The sequence below is a fragment of the Candidimonas nitroreducens genome (assembly GCF_002209565.1).
GTDB classification, from domain to species: domain Bacteria; phylum Pseudomonadota; class Gammaproteobacteria; order Burkholderiales; family Burkholderiaceae_B; genus Candidimonas; species Candidimonas nitroreducens.
Genome location: NZ_NJIH01000013.1, coordinates 23,832 through 45,303 on the forward strand (window position 1 = coordinate 23,832; position 21,472 = coordinate 45,303).

The 21,472-nt window shown below is 63.3% G+C and carries 20 protein-coding genes and 1 tRNA gene; 13 read left to right on the forward strand and 8 right to left on the reverse strand.

Features of this window, described 5'->3' with window-relative positions:
• Positions 1-62: 62 nt before the first annotated feature.
• The 4 genes from dapE to CEY11_RS20800 all read right to left on the reverse strand — a co-directional run bounded on the left by dapE (position 63) and on the right by CEY11_RS20800 (position 3,625).
• Positions 63-1,199, reverse strand: a complete 1,137-nt coding sequence (gene dapE / locus CEY11_RS20785) for a succinyl-diaminopimelate desuccinylase (protein WP_088605345.1) — start codon at positions 1,197-1,199, stop codon at positions 63-65.
• A complete protein-coding gene (dapD, locus tag CEY11_RS20790; RefSeq protein ID WP_088605346.1) occupies positions 1,199-2,020 on the reverse strand; it encodes a 2,3,4,5-tetrahydropyridine-2,6-dicarboxylate N-succinyltransferase in 822 nt (273 codons plus the stop codon). Before dapD ends, dapE begins: the two co-directional genes overlap by 1 nt.
• A 166-nt stretch (positions 2,021-2,186) precedes the next feature.
• A complete protein-coding gene (gene dapC, locus CEY11_RS20795) occupies positions 2,187-3,383 on the reverse strand; it encodes a succinyldiaminopimelate transaminase (RefSeq protein WP_088605347.1) in 1,197 nt (398 codons plus the stop codon).
• Positions 3,384-3,540: 157 nt separating this feature from the next.
• Positions 3,541-3,625, reverse strand: a tRNA-Leu gene (locus tag CEY11_RS20800).
• A 1,259-nt stretch (positions 3,626-4,884) separates the two neighbouring features.
• On the opposite strand from CEY11_RS20800, the gene CEY11_RS20805 reads away from it, so the two are divergent.
• The 10 genes from CEY11_RS20805 (at position 4,885) to thpD (ending at position 14,265) form a co-directional block, all read left to right on the forward strand.
• Positions 4,885-5,379 carry a Csu type fimbrial protein gene (locus CEY11_RS20805; RefSeq protein WP_088605348.1) on the forward strand — a complete coding sequence of 165 codons (495 nt, stop codon included), beginning with the start codon at positions 4,885-4,887 and terminating at the stop codon, positions 5,377-5,379.
• A 134-nt stretch (positions 5,380-5,513) separates the two neighbouring features.
• The gene (locus CEY11_RS20810; RefSeq protein WP_158215401.1) at positions 5,514-6,155 is read left to right on the forward strand and encodes a fimbrial biogenesis chaperone; all 642 of its coding nucleotides are present in this window, start codon (positions 5,514-5,516) and stop codon (positions 6,153-6,155) included.
• 70 nt (positions 6,156-6,225) lie between these two features.
• On the forward strand, positions 6,226-8,526 hold the full coding sequence (locus CEY11_RS20815) for a fimbria/pilus outer membrane usher protein (protein ID WP_158215402.1): 2,301 nt from the start codon (positions 6,226-6,228) through the stop codon (positions 8,524-8,526).
• A gap of 4 nt (positions 8,527-8,530) precedes the next feature.
• Positions 8,531-9,493: a Csu type fimbrial protein gene (locus tag CEY11_RS20820; RefSeq protein ID WP_088605351.1), complete on the forward strand. Its 963-nt coding sequence runs from the start codon at positions 8,531-8,533 to the stop codon at positions 9,491-9,493.
• A 160-nt stretch (positions 9,494-9,653) separates the two neighbouring features.
• Positions 9,654-10,013, forward strand: a complete 360-nt coding sequence (locus tag CEY11_RS20825; RefSeq protein ID WP_143322982.1) for a hypothetical protein — start codon at positions 9,654-9,656, stop codon at positions 10,011-10,013.
• Between the two features lie 326 nt (positions 10,014-10,339).
• Positions 10,340-10,879, forward strand: a complete 540-nt coding sequence (locus CEY11_RS20830) for a MarR family winged helix-turn-helix transcriptional regulator (RefSeq protein WP_088605353.1) — start codon at positions 10,340-10,342, stop codon at positions 10,877-10,879.
• A complete protein-coding gene (gene ectA / locus CEY11_RS20835; RefSeq protein WP_088605354.1) occupies positions 10,876-11,451 on the forward strand; it encodes a diaminobutyrate acetyltransferase in 576 nt (191 codons plus the stop codon). The genes CEY11_RS20830 and ectA overlap by 4 nt, the downstream gene beginning before the upstream one ends.
• 167 nt (positions 11,452-11,618) lie before the next feature.
• Entirely contained in the window at positions 11,619-12,923 is a 1,305-nt protein-coding gene (gene ectB / locus CEY11_RS20840; RefSeq protein ID WP_088605355.1) for a diaminobutyrate--2-oxoglutarate transaminase, read from the forward strand.
• Positions 12,920-13,315 (forward strand): ectoine synthase, encoded by a 396-nt coding sequence (locus CEY11_RS20845; RefSeq protein WP_088605356.1) that lies wholly within the window; start codon positions 12,920-12,922, stop codon positions 13,313-13,315. The genes ectB and CEY11_RS20845 overlap by 4 nt, the downstream gene beginning before the upstream one ends.
• Before the next feature lie 17 nt (positions 13,316-13,332).
• Entirely contained in the window at positions 13,333-14,265 is a 933-nt protein-coding gene (gene thpD, locus CEY11_RS20850; protein WP_088605476.1) for an ectoine hydroxylase, read from the forward strand.
• A 177-nt stretch (positions 14,266-14,442) separates the two neighbouring features.
• On the opposite strand, the gene ehuA is transcribed toward thpD, so the two are convergent.
• From ehuA to ehuB, 4 genes are all read right to left on the reverse strand, one after another.
• Complete coding sequence (ehuA, locus tag CEY11_RS20855; RefSeq protein ID WP_088605357.1) at positions 14,443-15,240, reverse strand: ectoine/hydroxyectoine ABC transporter ATP-binding protein EhuA; 798 nt, start codon at positions 15,238-15,240, stop codon at positions 14,443-14,445.
• Entirely contained in the window at positions 15,237-15,929 is a 693-nt protein-coding gene (ehuD, locus tag CEY11_RS20860; RefSeq protein WP_088605358.1) for an ectoine/hydroxyectoine ABC transporter permease subunit EhuD, read from the reverse strand. Before ehuD ends, ehuA begins: the two co-directional genes overlap by 4 nt.
• Before the next feature lie 56 nt (positions 15,930-15,985).
• Positions 15,986-16,660 (reverse strand): ectoine/hydroxyectoine ABC transporter permease subunit EhuC, encoded by a 675-nt coding sequence (ehuC, locus tag CEY11_RS20865; protein ID WP_088605359.1) that lies wholly within the window; start codon positions 16,658-16,660, stop codon positions 15,986-15,988.
• Positions 16,661-16,737: 77 nt separating this feature from the next.
• Positions 16,738-17,604, reverse strand: a complete 867-nt coding sequence (ehuB, locus tag CEY11_RS20870; protein WP_088605477.1) for an ectoine/hydroxyectoine ABC transporter substrate-binding protein EhuB — start codon at positions 17,602-17,604, stop codon at positions 16,738-16,740.
• Positions 17,605-17,990: 386 nt separating this feature from the next.
• Here ehuB and tig point away from each other — a divergent pair, with 386 nt between their 5' ends.
• The 3 genes from tig to clpX all read left to right on the forward strand — a co-directional run bounded on the left by tig (position 17,991) and on the right by clpX (position 21,337).
• Positions 17,991-19,301, forward strand: a complete 1,311-nt coding sequence (tig, locus tag CEY11_RS20875; RefSeq protein ID WP_088605360.1) for a trigger factor — start codon at positions 17,991-17,993, stop codon at positions 19,299-19,301.
• Positions 19,302-19,958, forward strand: coding sequence for an ATP-dependent Clp endopeptidase proteolytic subunit ClpP (clpP, locus tag CEY11_RS20880; protein WP_088605361.1), 657 nt, complete (start codon positions 19,302-19,304; stop codon positions 19,956-19,958). It begins immediately after the preceding gene.
• Between the two features lie 74 nt (positions 19,959-20,032).
• Positions 20,033-21,337, forward strand: coding sequence for an ATP-dependent Clp protease ATP-binding subunit ClpX (gene clpX, locus CEY11_RS20885; protein WP_088605362.1), 1,305 nt, complete (start codon positions 20,033-20,035; stop codon positions 21,335-21,337).
• The last annotated feature ends 135 nt before the right edge of the window (positions 21,338-21,472 follow it).

Genomic DNA, 21,472 nt, shown 5'->3' on the forward strand with positions numbered 1-21,472 from the left:
AAGATAGCATACGGGCGCGGCGGCCGGGGCAGGCCGCTGGCCTGTAGGCCCGGCCCGCCGGGTCAGTCCGGCAGCAGGCGCTCCAGTGTGCGGCGGTATATGTTCTTCAGTGGTTCCAGCGTGTCGAGGCGGATGTGCTCGTCGATCTGGTGGATGGTGGCGTTGATGGGGCCGAACTCCACCACCTGCGGGCAGATCCGCGCAATAAAGCGGCCGTCCGAGGTGCCGCCCGTGGTGGACAGCTCGGTGGCGACGCCGGTCTCGTCCCGTATGGCGCCGGCCAGGGCCTGGCTGAGCTCGCCGCGCGGGGTCAGGAAGGGCTGGCCGCCCAGCGTCCAGTCCAGCGTGTATTCCAGGCCGTGGCTGTCCAGCACCCGGGCGACGCGCGCCTGCAGGTCTGCGGGCGCGCTGCAGCTGGCGTAGCGGAAATTGAAGTCCAGCACGGCCTCGCCCGGTATGACATTGGTGGCGCCAGTGCCGGCATGCAGGTTCGACACCTGGAAGGTGGTGGGCGGGAAGTATTCATTGCCCTGATCCCACTGCGTCTGCGCCAGTTCGGCCAGGGCGGGCGCCACCATGTGTATGGGGTTGCGCGCCAGTTGCGGATAGGCGACGTGGCCCTGCAGGCCCTTGACCGTCAGGCGCCCGGACAGCGAGCCGCGCCGGCCGTTCTTGACGGTGTCGCCCAGCGCCTGCACCGAAGTGGGTTCGCCGACGATGCAGTAGTCCAGGCTCTCGCCGCGCGCCGCCAGGGCCTCGCAGACCTTGACCGTGCCGTTGATGGACGGGCCCTCTTCGTCGGAGGTGATGAGCAGCCCGATGGAGCCGCGGTGTTGCGGATGGGCGGCCACGAATTCCTCGGCGGCCACCACGAAGGCGGCGATCGAGCTCTTCATGTCGGCCGCGCCGCGCCCGTACAGCTTGCCGTCGCGCTCGGTGGGCACGAAGGGATCGCTGCTCCATTTTTCCAGCGGGCCCGTGGGCACCACGTCGGTGTGGCCGGCGAATACCAGCAGCGGCGCGGTATTGCCGCGCCGCGTCCATAGATTGACGACCTCGTCACAGGCCAGGGTTTCGCTGCCGAAGCCCGAGGCCCGCAGGCGTTCGGCCAGCAGATTCTGGCAGCCGGCGTCTTCGGGCGTGACCGAACGGCGCGCGATCAGATCCTTGACCAGATCCAGCACGGAGCCATGGTTCATCAGGTTCTCAGCAGTTCGTTGACGCTGGTCTTGGCGCGCGTCTGCGCGTCCACGCGCTTGACGATGACCGCGCAGGCCAGGCTGTGCGAGCCGTCGGCCGCCGGCAGCGAACCGGGCACCACGACCGAGCCGGCCGGGATGCGTCCGTAGCTGATGCTGCCGGTGGCGCGGTCGTAGATCTTGGTGCTTTGCGACAGGTACACACCCATGGCGAGCACCGAGTTTTCTTCGACGATCACGCCCTCGACCACTTCCGAGCGCGCGCCGATGAAGCAGTTGTCTTCGATGATGGTGGGGTTGGCCTGCAGCGGCTCGAGCACGCCGCCGATGCCGACACCGCCCGACAGGTGCACGTTCTTGCCGATCTGCGCGCAGGAGCCTACCGTGGCCCAGGTGTCGACCATGGTGCCTTCGTCGACGTAGGCGCCGATATTCACATAAGAGGGCATGAGCACGACGTTGCGGGCGATGAAGGCGCCCTTGCGCGCCACCGCCGGCGGCACCACGCGGTAGCCGCCGTTGACGAAGGCCTGCGCGCCGTAGTCGCCGAACTTCAGCGGCACCTTGTCGTAGAACTGCAGCGGCGCCTGGCCCATGATCTCGTTGCTTTCCAGGCGGAACGAGAGCAGTACCGCCTTCTTGATCCACTGGTGGACGACCCACTCGAAATTGATTTTCTCCGCCACCCGCAGGCGGCCGGTGTCCAGCGCATTGATGGTCTGCTGCACGGCTTCGCGTATGGGGGCGCTTTCGGCGTCCGGCACGATTTCGGCGCGATGTTCCCAGGCGTGTTCGATGGTGCTTTGAAGATCGAGTGTCATGGTCGTGTAAGCGGTTGGGGTTGAGCGGTTGATGGGTTGCAGCCCAATGATACGACGCGAATCATACGCTGCGCCGTGGGGAATACTTCTTTGCGCCTGGCTTGAACCGTGCGGCGCTGCCGGGCCTTGGGCACGGGCCGCGTGCCTGAGGCGCCGTGCGGGTACTTCAGCCGCGCGTTTTCATATAGTCGACGATGCGCTGTGCGGCCTCTACGCATTGTTCCTTGGGCGCCACCAGCGCGATGCGCATGCGCCCCGCGCCGGGGTTGGTGCCGTGGGCGTCGCGCGCCAGGAAGCTGCCGGGCAGCACGGTGACGGCGGTGTGCGCGTACAGGTCGCGGGCGAAATCGGGATCGGGGCCGGGCGTCTCGGCCCACAGGTAGAACGAGGCCTGCGGCCATTGCACATTCAGCGCCGGCGCCAGCAGCGGCACCACGGCTTCGAATTTCTCGCGATACAGGCGGCGGTTCTCGACCACGTGCGCCTCGTCGCCCCAGGCCGCCACGCTGGCCTGCGACACCACCGGGCTCAGCGCGCTGCCGTGATAGGTGCGGTACAGCAGGAACTGCCTGATCAGGTCGGCGTCGCCGGCCACGAAGCCCGAGCGCATGCCCGGCACGTTGGAGCGTTTCGACAGGCTGGAAAAGCACACCAGCCCGCGATAGTCGGCGCGGCCCAGCAGGCTGGCGGCCTGCATGCCGCCCAGCGGCGGCTCGGCCTCGTCGAAATAGATCTCGGAATAGCACTCGTCCGAGGCGATCACGAAGCCGTATTCGTCGGCCAGCTCGAAGAGCCGGCGCCATTCTTCCAGCGCCATGATGTTGCCGGCGGGGTTGCCCGGCGAGCACACATACACCAGCTGCACCTTGCGCCATACCTCGGCGCGCACGCTGCCCCAGTCCAGGCCGAAGCCGAGGTCGGCACGCGAGTTCACGTAGTAGGGCCGCGCCCCGGCCAGCAGCGCCGCGCCTTCGTATATCTGGTAGAAGGGATTGGGGCACAGCACCAGCGCGTCGGCGGCGGGATCGATGACGGTCTGGGCGAAGGCGAACAGCGCCTCGCGCGAACCCAGCGCCGGCAGCACCTGGGTCTCGGGGTCGGGCGCCGCGATGCCGTAGCGCCGGGCCATCCATGCGGAAATGGCGCCGCGCAGGGCCGGGTCGCCCTTGGTGGGCGGGTAGGCCGACAGCCCGCCCATGGCGCCGCGCATGGCTTCCACCACCAGCGGCGCGGCCGCGTGCTTGGGCTCGCCTATTGAAAGATTGATCGGGTGCAGCCCCGCGGGCGGGGGCGCCGCCGAGGCCATCAGCTGGCGCAGCTTCTCGAAGGGGTAGGGATGCAGATCGTTGAGTCTGGGGTTCATGAGACCGCGCGGCAAAAATGACCCCACGCTGCGCCAAAACCTTGGCTTGCCGCCCTTGCAGGGGCGCCTTCTGCCTTGCGGTGGCCCGCCGGCAAAAAACAGCGGCGCACGTCTTGCGCCTGGTCGACGTGCATCGGGGACGATGATGCGAAGATGCTGGTGCGAACGGAGAGACTCGAACTCTCACACCTCTCGGCGCCAGAACCTAAATCTGGTGCGTCTACCAATTCCGCCACGTTCGCAAAAAAAGCCGAGCCTGAAAGTGTAGCTTCAATCGCGGGGGCGAGCAAGCAAAGAGCGTAGGCTGCAAGGCCCTGAGCGGCGGCGCGCAGGACTGCGCTGGCATGGCGCGCAGGCGGCGCAATGCGGGCTTGCTACAAAAGAGCCGGGAATGTCCGAGCCCGCGTGGCGGACAAGCTGGGCCAAACAGGGCCGCGGCGGGAGCCGTGGCGCATCTATACCCCGTGCCGGGCCTGCAAGATCAGCTTGCCCGAACTCGCTCATTTCCGATTATCTTTGTATTATCAATGATTATGTATTTTTATTTTGAATGTATTTAAAAAGCCGCCTGCTTAATACAGTTCTGGCGGGGTAGGGCGGGGTATTTTGTACTGCTGCGCGGTTGCGCCTACTCCGGATGGTCGAAATATACCCCGAGCTCTGGCTTGCGCGTTTGACTCTCGTCCGGCTTTCGCCAGGTTTTTTTTCTGGGCCGCCTGTTTACTTCGTGGCGGCTTACAGATCGTGTGCTTCGATACCGGGCGAATGCCGCTGTCGTGCTGTCGGGAAAATAAAACGCAAGGCGTGTTAATAAAAAATAGCGCGGCTCCTCGATGCCGGGGTTTTTCAATATTCCCGACTGGCGGGATTTTTGTATGGTGTGTGCGTGCCGGCAAGCTTGCGTCGATACCGTGTTTGCGCCGCATGCCTGGCCTCTTGGTTTGGGCTCATATCGGTGCAAACCGATAAAGTGTTGTTTTATTGGCGTCAAGCATTGTCAATTCAATGGCGGGGTTGAAGTTTGTTTTTTTGACTCGGACGGAAAGATTTTTTTACCATGAATGGCAAAATGTATCGGGCCTGCCCATGGAAAGGCGCTGCTATTTTGGCGCCGTGAACAGCCTGGATGTCATTTAGATATCGGACATACGAGATTGCGACGGAAATCATAAGAAAGCGAGCCGTAGCAGAGGCATGGGTAAGCCATTTAATGGCGTTTCTACGGTTTGCACGATGTTGATCTGCTTTCACCGCATAGCTCCAGCCGGTTTTAAAGCGCCGCGGGCTGTCGTTTAGAAAAGAGGCTGCCGATATTGTCCCGTGCTGTTTTGAATGCATAGTTTATAGCGTCGACTATTTTGCTTTAGTGTGTTTGTGCAAAAGGTTTTGGCTATATTTCAAAAGTCTGATGCGCGTGTTTATTTAGAATCCGGGCTGTATTTCTGACGGTCACGTCACTCTTTCATTATTTATCGATGTGCTTATTTTCAAGGCGAACAATATGAATAGTCTGTCTCGTTATGCCTCGCAGGCGCTGCTTGGTGGGCTGGTGCTGTTGGGCTCTGCCGGTGGCGCGTCGGCCGTCACTACCTCCAGCCAATTCAATGTGCTCATAAATGTGCAGCCGTCGTGCACGTTCACGACGGCACCCACTGACCTGAACTTTGGCTCAGTGGCTTCGTCGGGGCAGGCTACCGGCTCCACAGAATTCGACCTGCAGTGCACCACGGGTACGGCGCCGGTTATTTCGTTGACCAGCGGCAACAGTTGGACAATGAAGGGTGTGGATACCACTCCCTACAACAATACTTCCGCCACCATTGCTTATACACTGTATAGCGATAGCAGTTACTCGACACAATGGGACGACACGCACACTAAGACGGCTGTGAATGACGGAAGCGCACAGCACTTTACCGTCTATGGCAAGGTTCCCGCTACCGGCACTGTAGTCGGTAACTTCAAAGATACAGTGACGGTAACGCTTACTTATTGATTCACGGATTTGTCGTATCGGTGGCTGGTGGTTTCATGTTTTCACGAGGCAAGATCGGGTTCGCTGCCTGCATGATTTTGGCGGCGTGTGTCATTGGCCGCCCGGCTATCGCGGTGAGCCTCCAGGCCTGGCCTGTGTTGGTGCAGCTTTCGAGCAAGCAGTCTGCCGATGAGCTATGGCTGTCCAATACGGGCAGCGTGCCGTTGCAGGCCCAGGTGCGTGTCTACCAATGGGAACAGCAGGACGGGCGGGACGTCCTCGCACCGACCACCGAGCTGGCGGCCAGCCCTCCCATGGTATCGATAGGGCCCGGGCAACGCCAGATGGTGCGGGTGATCCGAGTCGGTGTCGGCGCTGCTCCCGCGTCCACCGAGCGCAGTTTTCGCATCCTGGTCGACGAAATACCTCCGGCGGGGCAGTCCGGGATACAGTTTGCCCTGCGCTACTCGATTCCAGTGTTTGTTGCCGGCTCGGCGGCGGAGCCTTCAAAACCCGTCTTGACGTGGGGGGTGCGCAGATCGGGCGCGGCCATGGTTTTGCAGGCCAGTAACGCGGGCAATGGCTACGCACAGATTACCGAGGCCAGTTTCAAGCCACAGGGCGCGCCGGAAATCATGCTGAGCAAGGGCTTATACGGTTATGTGCTGGCCGGGAAGGTGCGCGACTGGGGCATCGACAAATACAAGCAAGCGTTTCTGAAGGGCGGGGTACTGAGCCTGAAAGTCAATCGCCAGGCGATACATGTATCGTTGCCTCCCATGTCTTCGTCCCATTAGGTTCTTGTGCACTTGTGCGCTGCTGGCGGCCGGGGCGAATGATGCCGTCGCTGCGGGGTCTGGCCCCATCGTGGCACCGCCCGCATCGGGCTCCATAGTCATGGAGCCGGGCAGTGGATCGCTGGCTTCCCAACAGCTCTATCTGCAGGTTTACCTGAACGGCAACAAAATAGAGGCGCTGCAGCCATTCACGCTGCGTGGTGGCACTCTTTGGGCAGAGCCTGCCGTATTGCGGCGCATCGGGTTCAAGAATCCAGGGCCGGGCGTGGAATCTGTGCAGATCGACAAGCTGCCTGATACCCGGGTGCGCTATGACGCCGGCCAGCAACAGCTTGATATCACCGCGCCGCTGGGCGAGCTGAATCTTGCGCGCACGGTGACCGATGTCGACGCGGTCGGCGCGCTCCAGGTCAGCGCCGGCACCGGCATGTTGCTGAACTACGATCTGTACGGCACCTATACGCCGAGCGGAGCCAGCACGCTGAGCGCCAGCACCGAACTGCGGGCTTTCAGCCCGCTCGGCACGTTCAGCAATACCATGTGGACGCGCTACGGGCCCTACGCGGACGACTTGTCGGGCGGAGTCGTCGGGCAAGCGAACCGGTGGGACAATGTGCGCCTGGATACTTCATGGAGCACTTCCTGGCCGGGCAAGGCGCTTACCCTCACTCTGGGCGATACAACCACGAGCTATGTGTCATGGAGCAGGGCGACGCGTATCGGCGGCATCCGTTTCGGGCGTAATTTCTCCCTGCAGCCCTACAAGATCACTTCCCCCCTGCCTGCTTTCCTGGGCAGCGCCACGCTGCCCTCGGCGGTGGATTTATATATCGACGGAGTCAAGCGCTACACCGGCGTGGTGCCGGCCGGCCCGTTCCAGATCAACACGCCGCCCAATATCACCGGCCTGGGCAACGCGCAGATGGTGCTGACCGACGCACAGGGGCGGCGCACCCAGGTCGACATACCGTTCTATGCGGCCACTACACGCCTGGCGCGCGGCCTGAGCGACTGGTCGGTCGAGGCCGGCTACGTGCGCAAAGACTATGGCCTGTCGTCTTTTTCCTATGCGGGCGAGCCTATGTTCAGTGGCACGGCGCGCTATGGCCTCAGCCAGAACCTTACTTTGGAGGCGCATGGCGAGCAGACCCGCGGGCTGGCGCTGGCCGGCGGCGGTGCGGTGCTGGGCCTGGGCCTGGCCGGACAGATGCAAGGTTCGTACACTGCCAGCCGCGGCGGCGGACTCAGCGGTTCGCAATACAGCCTGGGCTATCAGTGGCAAAGCCGCTATTTCAACGTGGGTTTCAGTACCACGCATGCGGATATGGCTTACCGCGACGTGGCGGCGCTGTATGGCACGCCGGTCGCGCAGGAGGTTCAAAGCGCGGTGATAGGGACTTTTCTGGGGCGGGCCGGCGCCGTCAATCTGAACTACGTGGGCTCGCGCTATGCCGGCAGCGATTCCAATCGCTACGCCGGTGTGTCCTGGAGCAAGACCTTTGGGGACAGCGTGACACTGAGCGTCAACTACAACCGCAATCTGAACGCGCCGCACGATCAAGCCTTTTACGTCGGGCTCAACATCTGGCTGGACAAGGGGTTGAACGTCAGCAGCTCGCTGCAGCATGCCAATGGCCAGACTGGTTACGGCTTGGGCGCTAGCCAAACCGCGCCCGGCTATACGGGCTGGAACTGGACTGTGCAGGGCCAGCATATGCCCGATGCCACCTATGGCTATGCCCAGGCCGGCTATCGCGGGAAGTACGGCGAATACATGGCCGGCGTCAGCACCTCGAATTCGACCAACTCGGCTTACGGGGATGTGTCCGGGTCAGTGGCCTTGATGGGGGGCGGTGTATTTGCCGGGCGCAAAATCACCGACAGCTTTGCCGTGGTGTCCACCGACCGCGTACCCGACGTACCCGTGCGCCTGCAGAACAATCCAGTGGGCAAGACCGATGCGCGAGGCTTGCTGATGGTGATGCCCTTGATGTCGTACCAGAAGAACCTGATTTCCATCGATACCCTGGATCTGCCGGCAGACGTCAAGATCGATCGCGTCAGCGCCGACGTGGTGCCGCAGGTGGGGGCAGGGGCTTTGGTGAAATTCAGCATCGAGCCCGCGCGCGCAGCCACTGTCATTCTGCACGATACCGCTGGCCGGCCGCTGCCTGTCGGGTCGACAGTGCGGCTGAACGGCGCGGCTGCAACCTCGATGCTGGGATATGATGGCATGGCTTATCTCGAAGGCCTGCTGGCTCACGATCGGGTGCAGGTCACTACCGGCGACGGCCGCAGCTGCTCTGCCGCTTTCGACTACCGCCATGTCGCCGGAAAGATGGCGACCATAGGCCCTTTGCGTTGCGAGTAAAGCCATGAATACATACTTGTTCCGGCCCCGTTCCTGGCTTTTCGTTTTGGTGCTGTGGCTGGGCTGCTGCGGCGTGTCCCAGGCATTTACCTGCACCGCGTATAGTGGGCCTGAGATTGATTTTGGCACGGTCGATGTACTGAGCGGCGTCGCTGCGGATGACGCCAAGCCGGTGAATTTTGGCTGCAACGATGTCGGGCCTACCGCGCAGCAGGCCCTTATTTGCATCAGCGCTCAGCCGGATCCGAATACCTCCGGCTATGATCCGCGCTACCTGGCTCTGAACAGCAATTATCAGACTGGCAGGCTGGCCTATAACCTGTACCAGGACGCAGCCAGATCCGTCATATTGGGCAGCGTGGACTCGGGCAGCTACGCGCCACTGAGCATGGTGGTGACCCTGACTCCTTACTATTACGCGGGTACGGCAACCGTATACGCTCGTACAAGAACTTCGGGGCAGGCCGCGCCCAATGGCAACTACGGGATCGCCCAACCCTTCAAGCTGTCCTACATGCCTTACGTGCCGGGTGCCACCTGCAGCAGCCCGCAGATGGTAACAACAACATGGCAACCGCCTTATTTCAATGCTAAGGTCAGCAGCCAGTGCCTGGTCAGCGCCACCACCATGAATTTCGGCTCGGTCGGCTCCCTGAGCTCGAGCGTGGCTGGCACCTCGACCCTCAATGTCACGTGCAACAGCGCCTCGTACACCCTGGAGCTGAATAACGGCCAGAACTATAGTGGTGGCACACGCCGCATGAAGAGTGCGAGCGGCGGCTATGTCCAGTATGGCTTGTACCAGAACGCGGCGCACTCGGTGTCCTGGGGATCCGGTACATCCGCCGTGACGGGCGCGGGTACCGGGCTGGCGCAGACGCTGACCGTATACGGCCTGGTGCCTTCGCAGACGGGCGTAGCGTCCGGGTCGTATTCGGATACGATAGTCGTGACCCTGACCTATTAGGCGAGACCTGAACCCCGCCCCCGGGTTTGAACCCGCCCGAGCGCATTTCCGTAATGCCGTTACGCTACTATTACCCCTGAGATAGTCGGCATATAGAACGTTGAGGTGGGCGGTATCTATAGATATCGGGGGAACGATGCGCCGCGGCGGCAGGATATTCATGTGCATCTTGGCCTTGCTGGGCGCAATGGCGCTCTCGGCGTTGGCCGAGGTTCGGGCGCGCGACGCATCCAGCTTCATCGTGAGCCTGCGTGTCGACCCCTCTTGCGGTGTCAGCGAGCTTGGGCATGGCACTCAGGCCGGGCAGGTGCTGCCCCAGGTCTCCTGTTCGCCCGCCACGGTGCCGTTCCAGGTTCATGTGGCGGCCGATTCGACTCTCAATGGTTCGCCGGCAGGCGAGCCTTCGCTTTGGTATTTGCCCTCGGCGGGCACGTATCAGCCCGATGCGCCCAGTGTGGCTGCGCCGCTGTCTTCGGCGGGCGAATCAGGGGCAGTCACCATGGTGTACGTGGTCTTCTAAGCCCGCGCCCCGGAGCGAAACTGGGCTCGGAGCGTACCCCCCAAGAAGCTTGGCCGTGAAGTTGGGCCGTCCCTGTCAAGTTGGGCCGTCCCTATCTGGGCCGCCCCTCCGCTCCTATCTACTATAAATCGGCTCTTTGTCCAGCGAGGGGGGCGGGCGCCGGGAAGTCCCCCGGATTGCGACACGGCCGCCCGGCCCCTGGGAGCCGGGCATTCCTTCTCATTCTGCATTCCTGGCCGCCCGTACGCCTTGACTTTGACGTTTTGTGAACATATCATTTGAGTAGAAATCAATTTTGATGAAATGAATAGGGTATTCCCTGCATCATGACCGATACCGTGGTTGATCCTCAGTACGATTTGCGGATTTTGCGTGCTCTGCGCCGCATTACACGCTCCATAGCGCTGCATTCACGCCAGCTTGCCGCCTGCAGCCATATCACGGCGCCGCAGCTCATTTGCCTGCGCGCCGTCATAAGCCTGGGGCCGCTGACCGCCACGGCCATCAGCCGCGAAATCCACGTCAGCCCCAGTACCGTCGTCGGCATCCTCGACCGCCTGGAAGACAAGGGCCTGGTGCGGCGCGAGCGCAGCCGCGAAGACCGCCGCATCGTTTTCGTTACGGCCACCGAGGCGGGCATCGCGCTGGCCAAAGACACCCCGTCGCCGCTGCAGAAGAAGCTGGCCGACGCGCTCAAGGCGCTGCCCGAGCTGGAACAGGCCACCATTACCCTGTCGCTCGAGCGCATCGTCAATCTCATGGAACCTCAAGGCGTGCTGCCGCCCGAGCCGCTGGACGAACGCGCTTCGCCCATCCTCGATGTCGCCGTCGGCGGGGCGCCTCCCGAATCAGGTCTGGTGGTATGAGTCTAGAGGCGCGCGAACTCCACCTCTCTCATTCCATTCCAGAGCGCCGTGCCGCGGCGCCCCAGCAGGCCTACGGCCTGCGTTCCATCCGCAAGGCCGACGGGCGGGCCATACACGGCCTGATCGCCCAGTGTCCGCCGCTGGATCTCAATTCTCTTTACGCCTATCTGCTGCTCAGCGAGCACCATGTCGACACATGCGTGTTGGCCGAGGACGGCGCAGGGCAGGCGGTGGGCTTCGTGTCGGCGTACGTGCCGCCGCGACACCCCGACGTTTTATTCGTCTGGCAAGTAGCCGTGCATCCGCGTGCGCGGGGCTGCGCGCTTGCCCGGCGCATGTTGTGGCATTTGCTCGAGCGACCCGCTGCGAGCGCCATCCGATACATCGAGACCACTGTCGGTCCCGATAATGCCGCGTCGCGCGGCGTGTTCGCCGGCCTTGCCCGGCAGCTTCATGCCGCCTGTTCCGATTCCGCCCTGTTCGGGCCCGAGCTTTTCGGGCCCGGCGGGCACGAAGAGGAAAGGTTGTTGCGCATCGGGCCTTTCCAGCCCCCGGCATCGCGGCCGCGCTGAGCGCCGGCCGTCCAGAGTCCGTTCACGTTTCTTAAGCGCTGGGGCATTTCTAGCGGCGTGAACGGGCTACCAGCCCCTTTACGGGTATTTCAGCTAAGAGGCTGGCGCGAGCAGCCATCCATGGCAGCTCATTCCGCTGCAAGGCCTCATCACTAAGGGAGAACACCATGGACTTGAAAATATTTGACCGGATGGAGTCGGAGGTACGTGGCTACGTCCGGTCGTTCCCGGTCGTTTTTGATCAGGCGCGGGGGTCTTTGCTGTTCGATGAAGCGGGCAAGCAATACATCGATTTCTTCAGCGGCGCAGGCACCCTGAATTATGGACACAACAACCCGGTACTCAAGCGCCGGCTGCTCGACTACCTGGGCACCGACGGCGTGGTGCACGGGCTGGACATGGCCACCAGCGCCAAGAAATATTTTCTGGAAACTTTCGAGCGCGTGCTGCTCAAGCCGCGCGGCTGGAAATACACACTGCAGTTCACTGGCCCGACCGGCACCAATGCGGTCGAGGCGGCGCTGAAGCTGGCGCGCCAGGTCAAGGGGCGGCAGAACATCATCTCGTTCACCCATGGCTTTCATGGCGTCAGCGCCGGCTCGCTGGCGGCCACGGCCAACTCCAAGTTTCGCCAGGCCGCGGGCATGGCGCTGGGCAACACCACTTTCGTGCCCTATGACGGCTATATGGGGCCCGACGTCGATACCGCGGCCTATCTCGAACGCCTGCTGGACGACCCCAGCAGCGGCCTGGATCGGCCGGCCGCGGTCATCGTCGAAACCGTGCAGGGCGAGGGTGGGGTGAATGTCGCCACCTGGCGCTGGCTGCGCCAGCTCGAGACGCTGTGCCGGCGCCACGACATGCTGTTGATCGTCGACGACATCCAGGTGGGCTGCGGCCGCACCGGCAGTTTCTTCAGCTTCGAGCAGGCCGGCATCCAGCCGGACATCGTGACACTGTCCAAGTCCTTGTCGGGCTTCGGCCTGCCCATGTCGCTGGTGATGTTCAAACCCGAACTGGACATCTGGAAGCCGGGTGCGCACAGCGGCACCTTCCGCGGCAACAACCTGGCCTTCGTCACTGCCGCACAGGCCCTGGACAGCTACTGGACCAGCGATGCCTTCGCCACCGAAACGCGGCGCAAGGAAGAGCTGGTGCGCAACTGGCTGGAGAACCTGGCCTACAGCTATCCGGCGGCAGGCCTGAGCGTGCGCGGCCGCGGCCTGATACAGGGCCTGGTCACGCCAGCCGAAGGCGGCCTGGCCAATCGCATCGCCGCCAAGGCCTTCGAATACGGCGTGGTGATCGAAACCTCGGGCGCACACGACGAAGTGCTGAAAGTGCTGCCGGCGCTGACCATCGAAGACCAGCTGCTGGAACGCGGGCTGGAAGTGCTGGAGCGCAGCACCGCGGAAATCCTGGGCAGCCAGGGCAATGGCAAGGTACTCAAATTCGGAGGACAGCGGCGATGATCGTCAGGAATGTGAAAGATGTGATCGGCACCGATCTGGAGGTCAAGACCGACACCTGGCTGAGCCGGCGGGTCTTGCTGAAAAAGGACGGCATGGGATTCTCGTTTCACGAGACCGTGATCTTCCCGGGCAGCGAGACCCATATCCATTACCAGCATCACCTGGAGGCGGTCTGGTGCATAGAGGGCGACGGCGAGGTCGAGACCATTGCCGACGGCAAGAAATACGCGCTCGGCCCCGGGGTGGTCTATGCCCTGGACGAACACGACGAGCACTGGCTGCGCGGCGGCAAAGAGCCGCTGCGCGTGATCTGCGTCTTCAACCCGCCGCTTACGGGGCTGGAGGTGCATGACGAAAAAGGAGTGTATCCCGCCATGCCCGATGCGGCTTGAGCAGTGCGGGATGCATGATGGTGACGACAATGACTGATTTATACGATTCGCGCACGGATCGCGGCACCGCGATCATCGCGCGCCAGGATCCGGTGGTGTACGCCGGTGGCGCCTATGCCCAGGCGCTGTCGGCCGAGCAGCTGGCGTCCTACGAAAGCGACGGGTTTTTGTTGATCGAAGACCTGTTTTCGGCCGAAGAGGTGCAGGCGCTGCTGGACGAGATCCGGCGCATGGGCAAAGACCCCGCCATCCTGGGCGGGGAAGAGTCCATCACCGAGCCCGGCAGCGACGCGCTGCGCTCGGTGTTCCGGGTGCACGAGCTGAGTCAGCTGCTGAACAAGCTGGCGCGCGACCCGCGCCTGATCCACGTGGCGCGCCAGATACTGGGCTCGGAAGTCTATATCCACCAGTCGCGCGCCAATATGAAGCCGGGCTTCAAGGGCAAGGAATTCTATTGGCATTCGGATTTCGAGACCTGGCACGTGGAAGACGGCATGCCCGCCATGCGGGCGCTGAGCTGCTCGCTGCTGCTGACCGAAAACAACGCCTGCAACGGGCCGCTGATGGTGGTGCCGGGCTCGCACCGGCATTTCATCTCGTGCCAGGGCAAGACGCCGGAAAACCACTATCGCAGCTCGCTCAAGAAGCAGGAATATGGCGTGCCCGATCCGGTCAGCCTGCAGTTGCTGGCCGAGCAGGGCGGCGTGCGCGCCATGACCGGCGGTGCGGGCTCGGTGGTGTTCTTCGACTGCAATACCATGCACGGCTCCAACGGCAATATTTCGCCCTGGCCGCGGGCCAATGTGTTCATGGTCTACAACAGTGTTGAAAACCGCCTGAGCCCGCCCAAGTACGGCCTGGCGCCGCGCCCGGAACACATCGCCGCGCGCCGCGGCAACGCCGCGCTGGCGCCGCTGGACGCCCCGGCGGCTGTGGCCGCGGGCGACTGAGCGCTGGCGGGTGCGGGGCAGCCCCGCGCCTGTTGGCGTGGCGGCCGGTCGGCCGGCGCGGCCGCCACGCCATTGCAATGCAGGGCCTGACCCCATCAGGGGCCGGGCCCTTTTTTTCTTCCGTACGATATGGCGGGGCGGGTATGTACGCCGCCGGCGCGGCGTCCGCGCGGCGCTTCAGGCCTGGACGGCCGTCGCTTCCAGAAAGCCCTTGAGGAATTCGCGCGTGCGTTCCTGCTGCGGCTCGGTGAGGAGCTGCTCGGGCGGCCCCTGTTCGACGATATTGCCCTGGTCGAAGAAGCACACGCGATCCGAGATCTGCTTGGCGAATTGCATTTCGTGCGTTACCAGCAGCATGGTCAGGTCGTGCTCTTCGGACAGGCGCTGGATCACGTTCAGCACTTCGCCCACCAGTTCCGGATCCAGCGCCGAGGTGGGCTCGTCGAACAGCATGATGTTCGGATGCATGGCCAGGGCGCGGGCGATGGCCACGCGCTGCTGCTGGCCGCCAGAGAGCTGGCTGGGGAATTTGTCGGCCTGGTCGGCCAGGCCCACCAGTTCCAGGTATTCCTGGGCGCGTACGCTCGCCTGCTTGCGCGACAGCCCCAGCACGTGCACCGGCGCTTCGGTGATGTTGCGCCGTACGGTCATGTGCGGAAACAGGTTGAACTGCTGGAACACCATGCCCATTTCCTTGCGCATTTCGCGCAAGTGCGCCTCGTCGGCGGGCACTTGCTTGTCGTTGCGATATTGGTGCCACAGGGGCTTGCCGGCAACGTAGATCAGGCCGCTGTCTATGTCTTCCAGGGTCATGAGTATGCGCAGCACCGTCGACTTGCCCGAGCCCGAGGGGCCGATGATGGTGACTTTTTCACCCTTGTGCACTTCGAAGTCCAGGCCGTCGAGCACCGTCGCGTCGCCGAAGCGCTTGACGACCTTTTCGAAGCGGATGATGGCATTGGAGTCGTCGTTCATCGCAGCGGCAATCCTTGTTTGGGCAGCCGGGTGTCGAGATAGCGCACGCCGGCCGAGGCCACGATGGTCAGCAGCAGGTACAGGCCGCCCACCATGGACAGGGGAATCAGGTAATTGAAAGTACGGTCGCCGATGATCTTGGCGACGTTCAGCACCTCGAGCACCGAGACCACCGACAGCACCGGCACGTCTTTCATGATGGACACCAGGTAATTGCCCAGCGCCGGGATGATGCGCGGTATGGCCTGCGGCAGCACGATCACGCAGAAAATGCGCGCCGGCGACAGATCCAGCGCGCGCGCGGCCTCGATCTGGCCGCGCAGCACCGATTCCAGTCCCGCCCGGTATACCTCGGCGGTGTAGGCGCTGTACTGCACGCCCAGCGCCAGCGCGCCGGTGAGGAAGGCCGGCAGCACCAGGCCATAGTCGGGCAGCACGTAGTACAGGAAGAACAGCTGCACCAGCAGCGGCGTGTCGCGGATGAATTCGGCCAGCAGGCGCGCTGGCCACGACACCACGCGCAGCCGGCTGGATTTCAGCGCCGCCAGGGCCAGGCCCAGCGCCAGCGCGATGACGAAGCCGACGATGCTGGCCTCGATGGTGACCAGCAGCCCGCGCAGCAGTATGGGCAGTATCGATGCGGCAAAGGCCCCGTTGCTGCTGGTGTCCCAGTGTATGCCGAATAGCATGTCAGCCCCGCCCCGCAGTGGGCAGTGCGGCCGATGGGCGTTGAAGTCCTTGCATGTCAGTTCCTCGCGACGGCGCGCCAGCGTCCCACGGAACGCTCCAGCGTCTTCATGATCGCCATCAGCACCAGCGCCATGCCGAAGTACATGAACAGCAGCAGGGTGTAGACGGTGGTGCTGTCTTGTGTGAAGTTGCGGATCTGCTCGGCGCGGAAGGCCAGGTCGCCCAGGCTGATCAGCGACACCAGGGCGGTGTCCTTCAGGTTCTGCACCGCCAGGTTGCAGAAGCTCGGCATCATCTCGGGGATGGCCTGGGGCAGGGCGATGCGCCACATGATCTGGCGTGGCGTGAAGTCCAGCGCCTTGGCCGCCTCGTATTGCGGGCGCGGCACGGCCTGGATCGCGCCGCGCACCACCTCGGCGCCGTACGAACCTATGTTCAGTCCCAGGGCCAGCACGCCGGCCGTCACCGGCGGCATGCGCAGATCCACGCCGATCGCCTGGCCGAACACGGGCAGGGCGAAATACAGCCAGAACAGCTGCACCAGCAGCGAGGTGCCGCGGAACACTTCGATGATGGCGATGCTGGGCAGGCGCAGCAGGCGCACGTGCGACAGCCTGCCCACGCCCAGCGCGAACGCAACCACGGCGCCCAGCAGCGTGGACATCACGGTCAGCTGCACGGTGACCCAGGCGCCTTGCAGCAGTGGGGTGCTATAGCTTAGCCATTGCATGGTGGCTCACTTGTACGGGCTTGGTACGAGGCCCTGTGCCTGTGCCCGGGGCCGGCATTCGCGCGCCGCAAGCCGCGTCAGCCCTTGCAGAGCTGCGCGGTGGTCTTGGCGAGGGACTGCTTGTCGTCGTTGGCCGAGAAGCCGTAGCGGGTCATGATCTTGCGCCACCCGTCGGTCTTCTTGAATTTCGCCAGCTGGGCGTTGACGGCGTCGCGCAGGTCGGTGGAGTTCTGCGCGAACGCGAAGCCGCCCCAACTGCGCGCGGGCGTGCCTTTGATGACCGGGTCGGTGAAGGGCTTGGCGGCCTGCACCTTCTTGCTCTTGCCGGCGAGCTGGGCCACGGTCAGGCCGGTGGCCGCGTAGGCGTCGGCGCGCCCGGTGGACACGGTGGAGATCGCATCCGCGTTATTCGAGATGGTGACGATGCGCGTGTCGGGGATGCCCAGCGCATGCATCATCTCGAGCTGGTCGGCGCCGGCCATGATGGCCACCTTGCCCTTGGACTTGGCAAAGGCTTCGTACGAATGCAGCTTCTTGGGGTTGCCCTTGGCCACCAGCAGGCCCTCGCCGTACGAGCTGTTGGGCTCGGAGAACAGTACCTGCTGGCAGCGCTGCGGCAGGATGGCCATTTCGGCGGCCACCATGTCGTAGCGGCCGGCCTTCAAGCCGGGAATCAGCGAGCCGAAGCTGGCCGTGACCCAGTCGATTTTCTTGACGCCGAGCTGCTTCATGATCTGCGCGGCGACATCGGGGCCGGCGCCGCGGGCGTGGCCGCTCATATCTATATAGCCGTAGGGAATTTCATTGGCCACGGCGATGCGCACATGGCCGCTTTGCTTGATCTGGGCCAGGGTGGCGGCCTGTGCCGTGGCGCCGGTGGCCAGCAGTAGCGCAGCCGCGGCCAGCAGGGATCGCGAGATGATGGGGTGGGATGTCTGTTTCATGGCTATGTCCTCGAGGGTGGCCGGGCGCGCTTTTTTGGAAAAAGCCGTACCGTCAATGCCATTTCGCAATGAATGATATTTAGGCAAATGGTACATCATAAAATCATTTCAACTCAAATTAATTGCTTAAAATTGCTCCAGGCCGGCCGGGCAGGAGGCCGGTCTTGAAATGGCCTTGAGCTCAGTTCGTGGGGGCGAAATCGATCCGCTATGGCGATACGGCGACCGAGGCGCGACGCCGCCCGGCGGGGAGGGCGCGGCCTGCGGGCCTTGGCGCGTGCCGAATGCCTGGGCGGCCTGGATTCGGCGCTTTCCAGTTTCCGGTAAAATACCCCGTTTATCGTTTGTTCACACTACATCACAATCTTTACTTGGATAGGTCTCTAATGCAGCCTGAGGTTGAAATTCTGTCCGGCCTGGAGCGCCGCGTCGATCTGGTGGTTTCCGTCGCCGATGTCGAAAAACAAGTCCAGGCGCAACTCAAGCGCGTCGCCCGCAGCGCCAAGGTGCAGGGCTTTCGGCCCGGCAAGGCGCCGCTGTCGATCATCGAACGCAGCCACGGCCCCGGCATCCGCTACGACGTGATCAACAGCGAAGTGGGCCGCAGCCTCGAGAAGGTCGTGGAAGAGGCCAAGCTGCGCGTGGCCGGCGTGCCCAATCTGGAACCCAAGACCGAAGGCGTGCCCGAAGGCACGATGGCGTTCTCGGCCACCTTCGAGGTCTATCCCGAAGTCAGCGTGCCCGATCTGGCCGGCCTGCAGGTCAAGCGCGCCCATACTGAAGTGGGCGACGCCCAGATCCAGCACACCGTCGACATTCTGCGCAAGCAGCGCGCCACCTACGAGGCGCGCGAAGGCCGCGCCGCGCAGGACGAAGACCGCGTCACGCTCGATTTCATCGGCACCCTCGACGGCACTCCCTTCGAAGGCGGCTCCGCCGAGAAATTCCCCTTCGTCCTGGGCCAGGGCCGCATGCTGCCGGAATTCGAGACGGCGGTGCGCGGCATGAAGGCCGGCGAGCAGAAAACCTTCCCGCTGACCTTCCCGGAAAACTACGCCGGCAAGGAAGTGGCCGGCAAGACGGCTGAATTCGCCATCACGGTAACTGAAGTCGCCGAACCCATACTGCCCGAGGTCGACGCGGAATTCGCCAAGTCCCTGGGCCAGGCCGAAGGCGATGTCGAAAAACTGCTGGCCGACGTGCGCAGCAACATCCAGCGCGAGGTCAAGTCGCGCACCCAGGCGCGCACCAAGGCCAGCGTCATGGACGCCCTGGCGGCCGCCTGCAGCTTCGACGTTCCCAAGGCCCTGGTCGACAACGACATCGAAAGCCGCACCGCGGCGGCGCGCGAAGAGCTCAAGCAGCGCGGCGTGCCCAATGCCGAGTCGGTGCCGATTCCTCCCGACACTTTCAAGGCCGATTCCGAGCGCCGCGTGCGCCTGGGGCTGCTGGTGTCCGAGCTGGTCAAGAGCGCCGACCTGCAAGCCAAGCCGGAACAGGTGCGCGCCCGCATCGAAGAGTTCGCCCAGAACTACGAGCAGCCCGCTCAGGTCGTGGCATACTATCTGTCGGATCGCCAGCGCCGCGCCGAGATCGAGGCCCTGGTGCTCGAAGACAACGTGGTCGATCACGTGCTGTCCAAGGCCCAGGTCACTGACGAGACCGTACCCTTCGACGAACTCATGGGGACTGCATAAATGCAGCGTTTCACCGATTTTTACGCAGCCATGCACGGCGATGCTTCCGTCGTGCCCACGGGCCTGGGCTATGTGCCCATCGTGATCGAGCAGTCCGGGCGCGGCGAGCGTTCGTACGACATCTATTCCCGGCTGCTGCGTGAAAGGGTGGTGTTTTTCGTTGGCCCCGTCAACGACCATTCGGCCAACCTGGTGGTGGCGCAGCTGTTGTTCCTGGAATCGGAAAACCCCGACAAGGACATCTCCCTGTATATCAATTCGCCGGGCGGCTCGGTCTATGCCGGCCTGGCGGTGTACGACACCATGCAGTTCGTCAAGCCCGACGTCTCTACGCTGTGCACCGGCATCGCCGCCAGCATGGGGGCGTTCCTGCTGGCCGCGGGCGCCAAGGGCAAGCGCTACACGCTGCCCAATTCGCGCATCATGATCCACCAGCCCTCGGGCGGCGCCCAGGGGCAGGCCTCCGACATCCAGATCCAGGCGCGCGAGATCATCAGCCTGCGCGCGCGCCTGAACGGCATCCTGGCCAAGCATACCGGTCAGCCCATAGAGCGCATCGAAGTCGACACCGAGCGTGACAATTTCATGTCGGCCGAAGATGCGGTATCGTATGGCTTGGTGGACAAGGTTCTGGCCTCGCGCGTCGACGAGGCGTGACGATCAGCAGGCCGGCCTTGCCGTATGTGCGGGGCGGTGCCTGCATGGCCCACATAGATTGAGCTAAGAGTTTTATGCCCGAGAAAAAAGGTTCGGCAGACGAAAAGGTATTGCATTGTTCGTTTTGCAATAAAAGCCAGCACGAAGTCCGCAAGCTGATCGCGGGGCCGTCGGTGTTCATCTGCGACGAATGCATAGATCTGTGCAACGACATCATCCTCGAGGAAACCCACGAGGCTGCCAGAGATGCCATACGCAACGAACTGCCCACGCCGCGCGAGATCAAGAGTTTTCTCGACGGCTATGTCATCGGCCAGGATCTGCCCAAGCGCAGTCTGGCCGTGGCGGTCTACAACCACTACAAGCGCATCCGCTACGGCGAGGTCAAGGGCGACGATGTCGAGCTCACCAAAAGCAACATCCTGCTCATAGGCCCCACCGGCTCGGGCAAGACGCTGCTTGCGCAGACGTTGGCGCGCATGCTCGACGTGCCCTTCGTCATGGCCGACGCCACCACGCTGACCGAGGCCGGCTACGTGGGCGAAGATGTCGAGAACATCATCCAGAAGCTGCTGCAGAACTGCAATTACGACGTCGACAAGGCGCAGCGCGCCATTGTCTACATCGACGAGATCGACAAGATCTCGCGCAAGTCCGACAACCCGTCCATTACCCGCGACGTGTCCGGTGAAGGCGTGCAGCAGGCGCTGCTCAAGCTCATCGAGGGCACCGTGGCCTCGGTGCCGCCGCAGGGCGGGCGCAAGCACCCCAATCAAGACTTCGTCCAGGTCGACACCACCAACATCCTGTTCATCGTCGGCGGCGCCTTCGACGGACTCGAGAAGGTCATCCGCGACCGCACCGAGAAATCCGGCATCGGTTTTTCGGCCTCGGTGCACGCCAAGTCGGAAAGCAGCGTGGGCGAACTGTTCACCGAGGTCGAGCCCGAAGACCTCATCAAATTCGGCCTGATCCCCGAGCTGGTCGGGCGCCTGCCCGTGGTGGCCACGCTGGAAGAGCTGCAGGAAGAAACCCTGATCCGCATCCTTACCGAGCCCAAGAACTCGCTCATCAAGCAGTTCCAGAAGCTGTTCGAGATGGAAGACGTCGAGCTCGACGTGCGGCCTCAGGCGCTGTCGGCCATTGCACGGCGCGCATTGAAGCGGCGCACCGGCGCGCGCGGCCTGCGCTCCATCGTCGAGCAGGCCCTGCTGGGCACCATGTACGAACTTCCCTCGCAGAAGAACGTCAAGCGCGTGGTGCTGGACGAGAACGCGGTCGAGGGCAAGGGTTCGCCCCTGCTCATCTTCGCCGACCAGGAAGCCAAGCCCTCCGAACCCAAGGCCGAACGGCCCAAGCTGAAGGATGCGGCGGCCTGAACGCGCCCGCCCGCAGCGCCCGCCAAAATCCTTGTCAAGGACGCCCCGTCCGGCATAGCCGGCGGGGTATGCGGCCCGTATAATGACCACGTGAAGTAAGCCCCAGGGCTTGATTATTTGGCTATCGTCCATACA